The sequence below is a fragment of the Oceanobacter sp. 1_MG-2023 genome (genome assembly GCF_030689025.1).
Lineage (GTDB): Bacteria > Pseudomonadota > Gammaproteobacteria > Pseudomonadales > Oceanobacteraceae > Oceanobacter.
The window spans coordinates 1-15,049 of the sequence record NZ_JAUYWA010000032.1 but is presented as its reverse complement, the minus strand read 5'-3'; the positions used below and the strand labels follow the sequence as shown (position 1 = coordinate 15,049).

Genomic DNA, 15,049 nt, shown 5'->3' with positions numbered 1-15,049 from the left:
GTCTCTATCTGACAGGCAAGGAACGCGTATGTCATTTGCGTCGGTATTTACCCGCGCCCAGCTGGGCGTAGAGTCTCCCGAAGTTCGGGTCGAAGTGCACCTGTCGGGTGGACTGCCATCACTCAGTCTTGTTGGTATGCCGGAAGCGGCGGTAAGAGAAAGCAAGGACAGGGTCCGCAGTGCCCTGCTCACCTGCGATTACGAATTTCCCTCCAAACGTATCACGATTAATCTGGCACCCGCCGATTTACCCAAAGACGGCGGGCGGTTTGATCTGGCCATTGCGCTGGGCATTCTGGCGGCATCCGGGCAGATTCCTGCGGCCGCACTGGCCAACCATGAATTTCTGGGCGAGCTGGCACTGAACGGTGAATTGCGATCGATCAGTGGCGCTTTGCCCAGTGCGGTGCAATGCGGACAGGCACAAAGAACGCTGGTGCTCAGTGACGGCAATGCCGGTGAAGTGGCGCTGACTCATACCGGTCGGGCGCTGACGGCTCGCTCGTTAACAGAGGTGGTTAATTATCTGCTTGGCAAGGGAGCCCTGACAGACGTCTTGCCGACGCCAGGAGGTAGCGGAGGGCTGCTGGATGTTCCGGATCTGGCTGATGTCCGGGGACAGCCGCAAGCCCGCCGGGCACTGGAAATCGCCGCCGCCGGGCAACACAACCTGTTGTTTATCGGCCCGCCGGGCACCGGCAAAACCATGCTGGCCAGCCGTTTGCCCGGCATTCTGCCACCAATGAACGAGGAAGATGCGCTGGTATCGGCCTCGGTTTACTCCATCTCAACGTCGGGAGAAGACTGGCTGGAACGCTGGCGTCAACGGCCGTTCCGGGCACCTCACCATACGGCGTCCGGGGTGGCGCTGGTCGGCGGTGGCGGCAACCCGCGACCGGGTGAAATCTCACTGGCCCACGGCGGCGTTTTGTTCCTCGACGAGTTACCTGAATACAGCCGCAAGGTGCTGGATGTATTACGCGAGCCGCTGGAAAGTGGCCGAATTGTGATCAGCCGTGCGCAGCGCAGCGTTACCTTTCCGGCCCGGTTTCAGCTGGTGGCGGCAATGAATCCCTGTCCGTGTGGCTATTTTGGTGATCCGTCTGGCCGCTGCCGCTGCAACGAAGAACAGGTACGGCGTTATCAGGGCCAGGCATCCGGCCCCTTGCTCGATCGTATTGATCTGCATGTCGAGGTGCCCGCGATTCCGGCAGCGCTGCTGCACCAGTCGGCACCGGGGGAAAGCAGCGCCGAGGTACAACAACGGGTACTGGCAGCCCGGCAACGACAGTTACAACGGCAGGGTTGCTGCAATGGAGAATTGAGTGGCAACGAGCGTGACCGGGTTTGCCAACTGACGGAGACCGACAGCGCCTGGTTTCTGGCGGCGGTGGAAAAACTCAATCTCAGCGCCCGTGGTTATCACCGAATGCTCAAGCTGGCGCGCACCATTGCCGACCTGGATGGGGCCGAATTGATAGGGCGGCCGCATTTGCTGGAAGCCGTCGGTTATCGCAGTCTGGATCGGTTTATCCGGGCCTCGGATTCGTCGGGATGATTCGTCGGGACACCTGATTCGTCGGGACACCCACCAAGCGCTATCAAACGGCCACGGACGGGTGAATGGCTCATAATGCAACTTTTACCCTCTCGCCCATGACGGCTTCCATCGCCATACTGGCCAGTCCGTTGCGCTGGCTGTCGCTGCGGGCGGTTTCCACCATCGGGGTGATGCCGTTATCTTGCTGGTCATCAAGGCGGAGGCTCCGTGCAATCATCGGATCATGAAACACCACTTACCACCGACGCAGAACGATACCGGGTTGTTTTTGCGGGGGTGTGTGCATTGATTCTCAGTGTCGGCCTGGCGCGTTTCGCCTATACCCCGATGTTGCCTGTGATGCAGCAAGAAGCGGGCATGTCGCCCTTGATCGGCGGCTGGCTGGCGACCTTTATTTATATCGGCTACACCACGGGCACGCTGATGGCGATGCTGATCAAAGACCCGTTGCGCCGCTATCGCCTCTACCGGCTGTGCCTGATACTGGCGCTGGCCAGTACCCTGGCCATGGGGTTTGTCACCAACGCCATCGTCTGGATGCTGTTGCGGTTTATTGGCGGGCTGTCGGGTATTGCCGGGATGTTGCTGGCCTCCGGGCTGGTGCTGAACTGGCTGATTCGGCATCGTCACCGGCCACGACTGGGATTGCATTTTACCGGTGCCGGGCTGGGTATTATCGTCTCCGGGATCAGCGTCAGCCTGATGGGCAACTGGTTAAGCTGGGAGCAACAATGGATCGGTCTGGGGCTGTTGGGGCTGCTGTTTTTTATACCGGCCTGGTGCTGGATGCCACGTCCGGAAGTATTGCCGATTGGCCAGACCGCCAGTCATGCCCCTGTAGCTGCCAGCTCCCGGCGTTGGCTGGTATTGATGGCGGCGGCTTATTTTTGTGCCGGTTGTGGTTATGTGGTCGGCGCGACCTTTATTGTCGATATTCTGGAAGCCTTGCCCTTGCTGTCGGGTAACGGTGCCTGGGTCTGGGTGATTGTGGGATTGGCGGCGACGCCTTCAACGTTTTTGTGGGACAACGTCGCCCACCGGATCGGGCAAATTCCCGCGCTGTTACTGGCGTATGGTTTACAAATGCTGTCGATGTTGCTGCCAGCCATCAGCGACAACCTGGTGGTTAATCTGATCAGCGCCGCCCTCTGGGGAGGCACCTTTGTCGGGATCGTTAACCTGACACTGACCTTGATTGGTCGCCGTTTTCCGCACAACCCGTCCGGTGCCATGGCTGGGCTGACCTTGAGCTACAGCGTCTCGCAAATGGTGGCCCCAGCCATGACCGGTTACGTGATGATGCTTACCGGCCAATATCAGTCCGCGTTGCTGACGACCACCGCCGTTATGGCGATGGGCATCGCGCTGTTATTGCTGACGCACTGGCTGGAGCCAGAACAGCAGGCGGTGCCTGCCCAGGCATAAGAAAAGTTTGCCCGGCGGTCATCGCCGGTAGCGGTGGGCGCAACCCTGCCTCCCGCGACCGGTACGCAAAGCCGACAGCGAAGCCTGATTTTGTCGTGTCTCTGAGCTAGAATGCAGGCCTGATTCAGAGGACATGTCGTGGTCGATTTAACCCAACTCAATCCCCGCCAACGCGAAGCCGCCAAATACATCGACGGCCCGCTACTGGTACTCGCAGGCGCCGGTTCCGGCAAAACCAGTGTGATCACCCGCAAGATCGCCTACCTGATCGATGCCTGTGGCATCAAGTCTCACCATATTGCCGCCGTGACCTTTACCAACAAGGCCGCCCGCGAAATGAAAGAGCGGGTCACCGCCCTGACCGGCAAAGGTGGCGCGCGCGGATTAACGGTCTCGACCTTCCACAACCTGGGCCTCAATATTATCCGCCAGGAGCTGGCCGCTTCGGGCTACAAGGCTGGCTTTTCCATCCTCGACCAGGACGACTGCAAGGGTATTATCCGTGACGTGATGCAACGCGAACACGGTGATGACGGCGATATGGTCGAGCTGGTGCAAAGCACCATTTCCAACCTCAAGAACGACCTGATCGCTCCGGCCGACGCCATCCAGCAGGCACAAAGCCAGCAAGAAATGCTGATTGCCCAGACCTACTCGATTTACCAGCGCATGCTGAAAGCCTACAACGCGGTGGATTTTGACGACCTGATCATGGTGCCAACGCTGCTGTTCCGCGATTTTCCTGATGTACTAACGCGCTGGCAGAAAAAAATCCGCTACCTGCTGGTGGACGAATACCAGGACACCAACACCTCCCAGTACGAAATGGTCAAGTCGCTGGTGGGGCATCGCACCGGGCTGACCGTGGTTGGCGACGACGACCAATCGATTTATGCCTGGCGTGGTGCACGGCCGGAAAACCTGTCGTTGCTGAAACAGGATTTTCCGACCCTGAAGGTCGTCAAGCTGGAGCAAAACTACCGCTCCACCGGCCTGATTCTGAACGCCGCCAACCGCGTGATCGACAATAACCCCCACGAGTTCCAGAAGCGGCTCTGGTCCGATATGGGCTACGGCGACCCGATCCGTATTCTCAAATGCCGCAACGACGAAATCGAAGCCGAGCGTATTGCTTCCGAAATTGTCGAACGGCGGCTGCGGTACGGCGCAGGCTACAAAGACTTCGCCATTCTTTATCGCGGCAACCACCAAAGCCGGATGATGGAAATGAAACTGCAAGGGTTTCAGGTGCCGTACAAGATCAGTGGTGGCCAGTCGTTTTTTGGTCGCAACGAAATCAAAGACATCATGGGCTACCTGCGGCTGCTGATTAACCCCAGCGATGACGCCGCCTTCCTGCGCATCATCAACACCCCGCGCCGGGAAATCGGCCCGACCACTATCGAAAAGCTCAGCGAATACGCCATGAAGCGTGGCACCAGCATGCTGTCGGCCACCACTGAAATGGGCCTTGAGCAACTGCTGACTCCCAAAGCCGTGGATCGGTTGCGCCGTTTTGGTCATTGGCTGGCAGGCATCACCCGTAATGCCTACAGTGACGACGCCATTGCTGCCATCAAGGAAATGATCGAAGACATCGATTACGAAGGCCATCTGGCGCAAAGCTCCGCAACACCAAACCAGGCAGAACGGCGAATGAAAAACGTCTGGTTTCTGGTGGACTCCATCCAGAAAATGATCGACAAAGCCGAAGAAGTCGGTGACGAAGTCACCATCGAAGACGCCGTTGGCAAACTGATCTTGCGTGACATGCTGGAACAGCAGGAAAACGACGACGACTCCGACCAGGTGCAGCTGATGACCCTGCACGCTTCCAAAGGTCTGGAGTACCCCCACGTTTACATCGTCGGCATGGAAGAAGAACTGATGCCGCACCGCAACGCCATCGAAGCCGACACCATCGAAGAAGAACGCCGCCTGATGTACGTAGGCATCACCCGCGCCAAACGTTCGTTAACCCTCACCTACGCCGGTAAGCGCCGTCAGTATGGCGATGTCTCCGATACCACCCACTCCCGTTTCCTCGACGAACTGCCGCCGGACGATATTGAATGGGAAGGCAAAACCGAAACCACCCCGGAACAGCAAAAACAGCGCGGCCAAGAAACCCTGGCCGGGTTGAAAAACCTGTTTGGAGATTTGTAGGCGGGGATTTGTAGGAGCCAACGCGGACACCCACAGGAGCCAACGCGGACACCCACCATACGGCCGGAGCCGGGCCCTACGCAATTATCCGCAATAAAACCCGGTATCCATGGCGGCTAATGCAATTTCATCTTCGGCTTGATCACCCGGGTCAGCCAGTCCAGAACCACAATAATGGCTCCCCGGAATTTGCCGTGAATCGCCAGCTGGTGCATGCGATATAACGACACATAAAACAGGCGGGCGAGGTTACCCTCAACAAACATGGACTTGCTGCTGAGGTTGCCCATCAAATTACCGACGGCGCTGTAACGGCTGAGGCTCACCAAGGAACCATGGTCGTGGTATTTGAACCCCTTCAGCGGCTTGTTCTCGCGTTCGTTAAGAATATTTTTATAGACGCAGCTGGCCATCTGATGGGCAGACTGGGCGCGGGGTGGCACCTGACTGCCGTCTTCCATGGTGAACGCACAGCAGTCGCCGATCACCCAAACATCCTTGAGTGGTTCGCCATCCGGATTATTGGCCTGCAAAAAATCGTTCACAATAATCTGATTGGCGCGGTTCAGCCCAAGTCCTTCAATCTGACGGATAAAATCCGGTGCCTTCACGCCCGCGGCCCAGACCATCAGGTCGGCATCGATACGGCTGCCGTCCTTGGTTTGCAGCCCCTGTTCATCGGCGGCACTGACCATCACCGCAGTCTGGATAGACACCCCCAGCTCGCGCAACTCCCGAGTGACGGCGGTGGATATACGCTCCGGCAGAGCAGGCAGTACCCGTGGCCCGGCCTCGACCAGCGTTACCTCCAGCTGATGCCGCGACATGCCCGCCATTCCGTAAGAGCGCAATAACTCAGTCACCCGATGCAACTCGGCAGACAACTCAACACCCGTTGCTCCGGCACCGACGATGGCAATGCGCAAACTGTCTCCCGGACGGTTCTGGTGAATATCGGTGAACTGATCGATCAGCGCGGTATGAAAGCGTCCCGCCTGCTTGTGGGAATCGAGCATATAACAGTGGGTCTGAATGCCCGGTGTACCGAAATCGTTGCTGATACTGCCAACCGCCAACACCAGCGTATCGTACTCAAGGCTGCGCGGTGGCATCAGGGTTTCTCCCTCCGCGTTACGACGAGGCGCCAGCGTCAGCGTTTTGCTGGCCAGATTCACATTGGTCAACTCGCCCAGTTCAAACTGATAGCCGTGACGCGCGCCATGGGCGTGGTACGACACGCTCTCGGTGCCGGTATCCAGCGTGCCTGTGGCCACCTCGTGTAACAGCGGTTTCCAGATATGGATGCGATTGCGGTCGAGCAGGGTAATACGGGCCTTGCCCTTGCGCCCGAGGGTGTGGCCCAGTTGTGTGGCCAGTTCCAGCCCTCCGGCACCCCCGCCAACGATGACGATATGCTGCAAGCTGTTGCTGGGGGGCTGGGTGTTGTTTGTGTTCATGTCCGCTCCTGTGAAAAGGTAAAAAACGGGTCTCGAATTAAATGGAGCCTAACACTTGTACAATAAGACGCTGCTGTCGGTTGGGCAATAACTCTGGCGTAGCAGAAGGGAACCCTTGTGGCAGTACCTGAAGCGGATACTCCAGGCGACAAAGGGAGCAGGACTATCGATCTACGACGATGGATGCACAAATGCCAGAAGGGATGGCTCGCGGCTGATTCGAGTGTAGATCAGATAAAAAATTCCATATCTGGCGTTATTGCAGCGTGTGGTTGTTTGGTCTGGTCGCGTTTTTCTGTTCTGTCCCAGAGGATCTTGTTAAATGAATGACACTGAATCCTCATGAATGGAGGTTTTGATTGATCGGGATAAACCTGAAAATCAGAGTCTTTAGGATTTTTACCACTAACGTTGGGTAAACGAGTCAAGAATGGTCCCAGAGCAATAGACAGAGCATCCAGAATACTGGTTTTACCCGCGCCATTACGGGCAACCAACACCGTAAGCTGCTCATGGAAATCTATTTCGAAAGAACCGAAGCGGCGGAAGTGATCCAGTTTTAAATGACAAATTTTCATGGATAAACAATCTGGCTGCCGAGTAAGTGGTGAATGATTCTAGCACGTCAACCTTGTCATTAAAGGGCGATCGAGGCGTGGCATATCGACCTTAACTGCCCGTTATCATGCACCATAACCCGGCCCGCAGATCTTTTTGTTTTCCGGCCGCCGACGATACCTTAAGCTGATCAAAACGGTGACCCAAATCAGCCTCCATCGGATAACCATCAAGCTCTGCCCATGACAGTCCAACCTGTAAAAACCCCTTTTCAGCTCCGCCCCTACCAGCAGGAAGCCGTCGATGCCACCTTGAGACACTTCCGAAAATCCGATGAGTCGGCGGTGATCGTATTGCCCACCGGTGCCGGGAAGAGTCTGGTCATTGCCGAGCTGGCCCGCCTGGCTCGGCGCAAGATTCTGGTGCTGGCCCACGTCAAAGAGCTGGTTGAGCAGAACCACGCCAAATACCAGAGCTATGGGGTGACGGCTGGCATTTTCTCCGCCGGGTTAAAACGCAAGGAGAATCGGCACCAGGTCACTTTCGCCAGCGTGCAGTCCGTCTCCGCCAACCTTGATCAGTTCGGGGATGAATATTCCCTGCTGATCATCGACGAATGTCACCGGGTCAGTGGTGAGGAAACCAGTCAGTATCAAAAAATCATCGATCAGCTACGACAACGGAACCGCGCTCTCAAGGTACTTGGGCTGACCGCCACGCCCTACCGTTTAGGCATGGGCTGGATCTACCGTTATCACTACCGGGGTTTTGTTCGCAGTGAACAGGACAAGCCCTTTGTGCGCTGTATTTATGAACTGCCGTTAAGGTACATGATTAACAACGGCTACCTCACCCGCCCGGAACTGGTGGACGCCGCTGTGGCGCAATACGATTTCTCCGCCTTGACGCAAAACCGCTTTGGTGAATACGCCGAAAAAGACGTAAACCAGCTGTTAGGCAAGCACCCACGTGTGACCCGGGCCATTATCGAACAGGTGATGGAACTGGCTGCCCAACGTCAGGCGGTGATGATCTTTGCTGCCACGGTCGATCACGCCAAAGAGATCACCGGCTATCTGCCGGAACAGCAAACTGCCTTGATTACCGGCGCTACCGAGCAGAATGAGCGGGATGCATTAATTCAGTGCTTCAAGCAGCGGCAGTTGAAGTATCTGGTGAATGTATCCGTACTCACCACTGGCTTTGACGCACCTCATGTGGACGTTATTGCCATTCTGCGTCCTACCCAGTCGGTGAGCCTGTATCAGCAGATTGTGGGCCGGGGTCTGCGGCTGGATGAAGGCAAGCAGGATTGCCTGGTGATTGATTACGCTGGCAACCGGGTCAATCTGTACCACCCGGAAGTGGGGGAGAAGAAACCCAATCCGGATAGTGAGCCGGTGCAGGTGTTCTGCCCGGCCTGTGGGTTTGCCAATATTTTCTGGGGCAAAACCGATGGTCACGGCCATGTGATTGAACACTACGGGCGTCGTTGTCAGGGGTTGCTGGAACCTGAGGAAGAGGATGGGCCGGGAGCGCAGTACGAGCGTCCGCAGCAGTGTGATTACCGCTTCCGCTTCAAGGAGTGCCCCCACTGCGGTAGCGAGAATGACATCGCCGCCCGTAACTGCCACCAGTGCAAACAAGCCATTATCGACCCGGATGATCAGCTCAGGGACGCCCTGAAACTGAAAAATGCCATGGTGATCCGCTGTGCCGGGATCACCCTGAGCAGCCACAGAGACAAACCCGATAGCAAGCTGAAGATCACCTACCACGGCGAAGACGGGGAGGAGTTGGGCGAGTCCTTCGATTTCAGCAAGCCGGCACAACGCCACGTCTTTAACCGATTGTTTGGTCGGCGTTGCGGCAATAGTCAGACCCCGAAAGAGTTCAGCCGGATCGAAGAAGTGCTTGAGGTGCAGGCCCAGCTACCGGCACCGGACTTTGTTATAGCCCGCAAACAAAAACACTACTGGCAGGTGCAGGAGCGGATCTTTGATTATCAGGGGAATTACCGCAAGGCAAACGAAGTGTAGGGACGCCCTCTGTGGCGGTTCGTAACGCAAGGATACGGACAGCGCCGTTCTCCTGCTACTCCATGCCTTGGCAATATCCTGGAACAGATAAAAGCGCAAGGATGCCGGTGTCTGGCTATACAGTTCAAGACGCTCGCTGCAGGTTGAAGATGGTGATTGGTTACTTGCTCAGGTCTTTGCGGCAGCGTTGATCTAACTGTCGAATCAAATCAAGCGCTTGTTGCAGCTCTTGTGCCGTCAGGTTGTCGGATAAGGCCTCAACCCAGTGGTGTTGCCGTACATCCGCCAGCCGGTATTTTTCGCTACCTGCCTCTGTCATGACAATCAGTTTTGCTCTTTTGTGATCCGGGTTGTCTTTGCATATTAAAAGACCCTCTTTGACCAGATCGTTCACGACCCGTTGTACGGACTGTCTTGCCAGACCCATTCGGCGAGCAATGCTGGCAACAGTAGGGTTGTGTTCTTCCATTGTGATTGCGCCAAGCACTTGCCACCGAGCGCTTGTTAATCCCAAACCGCGTACCAGGTTGTCACCTGTTTCGCGCAATGTGCCATTAAATCGGAAGATTTCAAGAATAAGATCGGTAAGTACTTCACTACGCTTCACGCGCTGGGTCATTGGTTGATTTCCTTTACGATTTTGTAATGCCACTGTATTCGGAGCGCCGCGGATAGTACTGGCGCCAGGTTCTCTGTACCAGTACACCGCTCTTATTCTACTTGAGGATGGGCACTGATACTGATCGGTTGGTGAATTGCGATGGTTTCGTGGGAGATCCCTTGGTCTAGCATGATAAAAAACTTCTGCCTTAAGCCTCGATTTTTTGGGGAGGCATACAATTTGACGTTGTTCTTGAGACTAATAATAGTCACAATGACAGTATGCTGTCATCTTTCTGCTGTAGATTAACTTACTCTGCAAAAGGGAATTCGAGTGAGTTGTAATCCAGGCTGGACAGCCCTGGTTGCTGTGACGCCTGCCCAAACTGCTTGCTGAGGAAATATTAATGAATCGTTTTTTTACTATTCTGATAACCACTTATGTTTTGTCTGGGTGCTCACAGTCTACCGAGAGCACGGTCGAGGCAGCCTCTGATGCTGCTCGCTGGGTAAAAATAGAAAACCTGGTCGAGGCTACAAAACCCGGCCATGAGTTGACCGGGACAGTCAAAGCGCGCCACGAGGTCGAGTTGGCTTTTCAGGTTGGAGGCAAGGTTGATCAGCGGCTGGTCGATGCTGGGCAGTTTGTTAAAAAAGGGGAGGTGCTGTTCACTCTCGATCTGCGAGACCTGCGCGAGTCTGTTGTGACTGCACGTGCCAACCTGAGGGCAGCAGAAGCAACGCTGAAACTTGCTGAAAAAGATCTGGAGCGTGACTATCAATTGGTAGATCAGGGCTATACCAGTCGGCAGGAATACGAGAGGGCGTTACTGACCCAGGAAGAGACGCAAGCGCGTCGTGATGTTGCTGAGGCCCAGCTGTCCCAGGCCTTGAATATGTTGGAATATGGGGTACTCAGAGCAGAGAGCGACGGCATCATACTGGATGTGTTTATCGAACCGGGAGAGGTGGTCAGTGTGGGGCGGCCGGTTGCAAAACTGGCTAAATCGGGAGAGCGGGAAGTTGAGGTGGATTACCCTTCTGGCGCATATCCTCCAGAGCAAGGAGGGTTACTGCATGACGGAGAGGCCATAGCACTGACGCGGAGAGAGATGGCCGGGGCGGCCGACCCGGAAAGCCGTACCTGGAAAACACGCTACACGATAGATCAACCACTGTCAGACCTAAGGTATGGCCAGCTTGTCAGAACACGGTTCCTGGTCAGCAACGATTCAATACCACTTTATAAAATGGCCATTTCTGCCCTGGATGAACGTGGTGAGACCCCCTTTATCTGGACAATAGTGGATGGCGAAGCAGTGCCGCTCAACGTTGATATCCAGCGTATCGACAAAGATCATGCCTGGGTCACTGGTTCAACTCTGGAAGAGGGGCTGATTGTTATTTCTAGCGGTACACACCTGCTCAAGCCCGGCATGGCAGTGCAATCACTTGATGCCAGGGGGGCGTGATGGCTTTTCCCAATCTCTCCAGAATCGCTGTGCGAGAAAGCTCGGTTACGCTCTTTTTTATTACGCTTTCCTTGGTTGCAGGCCTTTACGCTTTTACGTCTTTGGGTCGGGCCGAAGATCCTGATTTCACGGTAAGAGTCATGATGGTGACTGTTCTGTGGCCGGGTGCTGCCGCTGATGAATTACAAGATAGTGTGGTTGATCGGTTGGAAAAACGCATTCAGGAAGTGGAGGATTTGTACAAAATTGAGACAACGGTGCGGGCGGGGCGGGCCGACTTGCAGGTTGAGTTCCAGGATTACACCGACGCCAAGCATGTCCCCGATCGCTTTTATCAGGTCCGGCGTCGCATGCAGGATGAAGCATCCCAGTTACCGGACGGGGTTATCGGGCCTATCGTAAATGAGGACTTCGGTGATGTGTATTTCACCCTGGTTGCGCTGACGGCATCAGGTGTCGCGCAGCGAGAATTGATCCAGGATGCCGAGGCGATTCGGGACAGGGTACAGCGCGTTCAGGGAGTTGAAAAAGCCGAGATTTTAGGTGAGCGATCAGAACAGGTATTTGTTGATTTCGACATGACGAAGTTACAAGGGTTAGGAGTGTCTCTTACCGATATTATCGAGGCTATTCAAGCCAATAACCGACTCTTGCCTGCGGGCCATATTTCCACGGCAGGCCCTAAAGTCTACCTCCGCCTGGACGACGATTTATCGAACCTGGAGGCTTTGCAAGAGGTACCTGTCCGAATTGATGAACATCTGATCAGACTGGGTGATATTGCCACTATATCCAGAGGGTACGAAGATCCTCCCAGCTATCTCATTCGTTCATCCGGAGAGGACGCTCTACTGATTGGTGTGGTCATGCGGCGTGGAGAGAATGGCCTGGCGTTTGGTAAACGGTTGAGAGCATTCTGGGAAAACGAAAGAGTAATGCTTCCTCTGGGAATGGAGCTTGACCTGCTGACAAATCAGGAAGAAGCCATTATCGGTGCGGTCAATCTTTTCCAGGTTAAGTTTCTGGTTGCCGTGCTCGTGGTGATGGCCGTTACAATGCTGGCGGTTGGCCTGCGGGCCGGGATCGTGGTGGGAATTGCTATTCCAGTCACTCTTGGACTCTCATTTATTGTGATGCTTGCAATGGGCATTAACCTTGATCGTATTACACTCGGGGCGCTCATTATTGCATTGGGGCTGTTGGTTGATGATGCCATCATTGCCATCGAGATGATGATTGTGAAACTGGAAGAAGGATGGGACAAGCTACTGGCGGCGTCTCATGCCTGGAATGTGACCGCCGCTCCAATGCTCTATGGGACTCTGGTAACGGTTGCCGGTTTTGTACCCATAGGATTTGCCCGCTCCAGTGTCGGTGAGTACGCAGGCAATATTTTCTGGGTATTGGCCATTGCGTTGTTACTTTCCTGGGTGGTTGCCGTTGTGTTTACTCCTTATCTGGGGGTGAAAATTTTGCCAGATAACCTGTATCACAGCTCTCATAGCAACAAGGAAGCCTATTCCTCACGTCCCTACCGTATGCTCAGGAAGCTTATTATCGGCACCCTGGCGCATCGAAAAATCGTTGTTCTGAGTACGTTTGCATTATTGTTTATATCTATAGTGGGCATGATTGGTCCAGTCCAGAAGCAGTTTTTCCCCGTCTCTGATCGTCTTGAGGTGCTGGTCAGTATTTATCATCCACAAGGCACTTCGATTGAAGCCACCGACGCTACCGTCCAAAAAATAGAACGACTGATGGAGGGCACCAGCGGCATCAAGTCCATGTCGGCTTATATTGGAGCAGGGGCTCCCCGGTTTTTTATCTCTGCCAGCCCGGAGCAGCCGAACAGTGCTTTCGCCAAGCTGGTTATCGTGGCAGAAGACATCGCAGCCCGAGATGGTTTGATCCGATTGATTCGTAACCGGGTAGCGGCCGGTGATTTTCCGGAGTCACGAGTCAGAGCTGAAACACTCCTTTACGGCCCGCCGGTTGACTGGCCAGTCAGTATTCGAGTGATGGGGCCAGAGGCCAATCAGCTGCGTACTATTGGTAAAAAAGTGAGGGATATTATCGCGAGCCATGCCAACACTGAAAATAGTCATCTGGAATGGGATGAACGCACACCTGGTATCGATATTCGCTTCGACAAAGACCGGCTCCGGTTGTTTGGCTTGACGCCAGAAGAAGTTGCTTATCAGCTGCAATTTCAACTATCCGGGTTGGCCATTACAACGTTAAGGGATGGTATTCGATTGACCCCGGTGGTTGGTCGGGCCAAGGCAGAAGATATTACACAGATTCAGAATCTTGAAGTTGTCAGTGAAGAGGGGCGACGCATTTCATTTAACCAGGTTGGCGAAGCGGAGGTCGTCTACGAAGAACCTGTAATCCGGCGTTATAACCGGGAACCGTTTGTGGCGGTTAATGCTGATGTTCGAGGAGCACAGGCCAAAGATGTTACGGCCGACGTATGGGCAGCGCTAGCGGAGCTGCGCGCACAAATGCCTGTTGGCTATTCTTTGCAAATCGGTGGTTCAGTTGAGCAATCCTCGAAAGGCGAGCACTCCATTCAAGTGCTACAACCCCTTATGATCGTGTTGATGCTTGTTTTTGTGATGCTGCAGATGCGCTCCTTCAAAGGTACGCTGGTGGTGATATTGACGGCCCCACTGGGTTTGATTGGTGCTGTGGCCGCGCTGCTGATCTTTAACCAGCCATTTGGCTTTGTGGCAACGTTGGGGATTATTGGTCTCGCCGGTATTCTGATGCGTAACACCCTAATCCTGACCCAGCAAATTTCAGATAATATGAAAGAGGGCATGCTGATTCGAAGTGCCGTCATTGAAGCGGGTGTGCAGAGATCCCGGCCCGTTATTCTGACCGCTCTGGCTGCGGTGCTGGCGTTTGTACCACTGACCATCGATAGCTTCTGGGGCCCGCTGGCTTACGTTCTTATTGGTGGCGTTTCACTGGGCACCGTGGCCACGCTGGTATTTGTACCGGCGCTTTATGCCATATTCTACCGAATACCTGATAGCGATTATTCGTAGGGGAGACCTTGGCCAGCTATCCCATTGCCGCAAGGTTGATCGGCACCGGACCTTGTTATTGCCCGCAAACAAAAACACTGCTGGCAGGTGCAGGTGCGGATCTTTGATTATCAGGGGAATTACCGCAAGGCAAACGAAGTATAGAAGTGTAGTAGGGATGCCCTCTGTGGCGGTTCGTAACGCAGGGATACGGACAGCGCCGTTCCCTGTGAACGATACGGCAAACATGACGTTCTTTTTCTCGAAGCCCAGCAGAAAGCGGAAGCTCCCGCTGTCTGCTGCATCCGTTCCGTTGGGTTATTCTAATAACTCGCTTGCAGCGAGACATGCAGGCGGCCACGGTCGCCTGCAGTCGTTACTGCCGCTGTCGCGCAGTTGCCAGCCATAACTGATCTGGGCGTTGAGGTTGGGGAATAACTGGTAGCGCAGGCCGGTTCCCATGCTGTGCAGCACAAAGTGCTTTTCTCCTGCCAATGGGCCGGTATTTAATCCCCCAGAATATATCTCACAGTCGCTGATAGACTGGGCTAACAGAAACCGGATTACTCTGATCTACATTCAGCCGGGCAAGCCCACTCAGAATGCGTACACCTCCAGCCAGGCTACGAAAGGCAGCTTAACCCTCTACTCAAACGAGCGATTATGTAGTGGTTCAATGATTCCGGACACCAACGTAGGTGGTAATATCGCCACCATAAACGAGGTGTCTGATGACCAG

General features: G+C 54.8%; 10 protein-coding genes. 6 read left to right on the top strand and 4 right to left on the bottom strand.

The annotated features are described in order from the left end of the window. Positions 1-28: 28 nt before the first annotated feature. Entirely contained in the window at positions 29-1,558 is a 1,530-nt protein-coding gene (locus Q8W22_RS15430) for a YifB family Mg chelatase-like AAA ATPase (protein WP_305452957.1), read from the top strand. A 70-nt stretch (positions 1,559-1,628) separates the two neighbouring features. Here Q8W22_RS15430 and Q8W22_RS15425 read toward each other — a convergent pair whose 3' ends face one another. Then, complete coding sequence (locus Q8W22_RS15425; protein ID WP_303431062.1) at positions 1,629-1,778, bottom strand: hypothetical protein; 150 nt, start codon at positions 1,776-1,778, stop codon at positions 1,629-1,631. On the opposite strand from Q8W22_RS15425, the gene Q8W22_RS15420 reads away from it, so the two are divergent. Both Q8W22_RS15420 and rep read left to right on the top strand, forming a co-directional pair. Further along, positions 1,769-2,986: a YbfB/YjiJ family MFS transporter gene (locus Q8W22_RS15420; RefSeq protein WP_305415490.1), complete on the top strand. Its 1,218-nt coding sequence runs from the start codon at positions 1,769-1,771 to the stop codon at positions 2,984-2,986. The two genes, Q8W22_RS15425 and Q8W22_RS15420, sit on opposite strands and share 10 nt — an antisense overlap. A 138-nt stretch (positions 2,987-3,124) precedes the next feature. Then, a complete protein-coding gene (rep, locus tag Q8W22_RS15415) occupies positions 3,125-5,152 on the top strand; it encodes a DNA helicase Rep (protein WP_305415489.1) in 2,028 nt (675 codons plus the stop codon). Between the two features lie 116 nt (positions 5,153-5,268). On the opposite strand, the gene Q8W22_RS15410 is transcribed toward rep, so the two are convergent. Both Q8W22_RS15410 and Q8W22_RS15405 read right to left on the bottom strand, forming a co-directional pair. Then, a complete protein-coding gene (locus tag Q8W22_RS15410; RefSeq protein WP_305415488.1) occupies positions 5,269-6,609 on the bottom strand; it encodes an NAD(P)/FAD-dependent oxidoreductase in 1,341 nt (446 codons plus the stop codon). 230 nt (positions 6,610-6,839) lie between these two features. Continuing rightward, positions 6,840-7,187: an ATP-binding protein gene (locus Q8W22_RS15405; protein WP_305452956.1), complete on the bottom strand. Its 348-nt coding sequence runs from the start codon at positions 7,185-7,187 to the stop codon at positions 6,840-6,842. 222 nt (positions 7,188-7,409) lie between these two features. On the opposite strand from Q8W22_RS15405, the gene Q8W22_RS15400 reads away from it, so the two are divergent. After that, positions 7,410-9,206 carry a DEAD/DEAH box helicase gene (locus Q8W22_RS15400; RefSeq protein ID WP_305452953.1) on the top strand — a complete coding sequence of 599 codons (1,797 nt, stop codon included), beginning with the start codon at positions 7,410-7,412 and terminating at the stop codon, positions 9,204-9,206. Between the two features lie 160 nt (positions 9,207-9,366). Here the strand turns inward: Q8W22_RS15400 and Q8W22_RS15395 are convergent, their stop codons facing one another. Beyond that, positions 9,367-9,825, bottom strand: a complete 459-nt coding sequence (locus tag Q8W22_RS15395) for a MarR family winged helix-turn-helix transcriptional regulator (RefSeq protein ID WP_305452951.1) — start codon at positions 9,823-9,825, stop codon at positions 9,367-9,369. Positions 9,826-10,213: 388 nt separating this feature from the next. Here Q8W22_RS15395 and Q8W22_RS15390 point away from each other — a divergent pair, with 388 nt between their 5' ends. Together Q8W22_RS15390 and Q8W22_RS15385 are read left to right on the top strand one after the other, a co-directional pair. Beyond that, on the top strand, positions 10,214-11,278 hold the full coding sequence (locus Q8W22_RS15390) for an efflux RND transporter periplasmic adaptor subunit (protein ID WP_305452950.1): 1,065 nt from the start codon (positions 10,214-10,216) through the stop codon (positions 11,276-11,278). Then, positions 11,278-14,331, top strand: coding sequence for an efflux RND transporter permease subunit (locus Q8W22_RS15385; RefSeq protein WP_305452949.1), 3,054 nt, complete (start codon positions 11,278-11,280; stop codon positions 14,329-14,331). The genes Q8W22_RS15390 and Q8W22_RS15385 overlap by 1 nt, the downstream gene beginning before the upstream one ends. Positions 14,332-15,049: the final 718 nt, after the last annotated feature.

What these genes read in the sequence shown, in the direction of transcription:
- Q8W22_RS15395 (WP_305452951.1), bottom strand. Translation starts at nt 9,825, where the DNA reads ATGACCCAGCGCGTGAAGCGTAGTGAAGTACTTACCGATCTTATTCTT.
- Q8W22_RS15405 (WP_305452956.1), bottom strand. Translation starts at nt 7,187, where the DNA reads ATGAAAATTTGTCATTTAAAACTGGATCACTTCCGCCGCTTCGGTTCT.
- Q8W22_RS15410 (WP_305415488.1), bottom strand. Translation starts at nt 6,609, where the DNA reads ATGAACACAAACAACACCCAGCCCCCCAGCAACAGCTTGCAGCATATC.
- Q8W22_RS15390 (WP_305452950.1), top strand. Translation starts at nt 10,214, where the DNA reads ATGAATCGTTTTTTTACTATTCTGATAACCACTTATGTTTTGTCTGGG.
- Q8W22_RS15430 (WP_305452957.1), top strand. Translation starts at nt 29, where the DNA reads ATGTCATTTGCGTCGGTATTTACCCGCGCCCAGCTGGGCGTAGAGTCT.
- Q8W22_RS15400 (WP_305452953.1), top strand. Translation starts at nt 7,410, where the DNA reads ATGACAGTCCAACCTGTAAAAACCCCTTTTCAGCTCCGCCCCTACCAG.
- Q8W22_RS15425 (WP_303431062.1), bottom strand. Translation starts at nt 1,778, where the DNA reads ATGATTGCACGGAGCCTCCGCCTTGATGACCAGCAAGATAACGGCATC.
- Q8W22_RS15385 (WP_305452949.1), top strand. Translation starts at nt 11,278, where the DNA reads ATGGCTTTTCCCAATCTCTCCAGAATCGCTGTGCGAGAAAGCTCGGTT.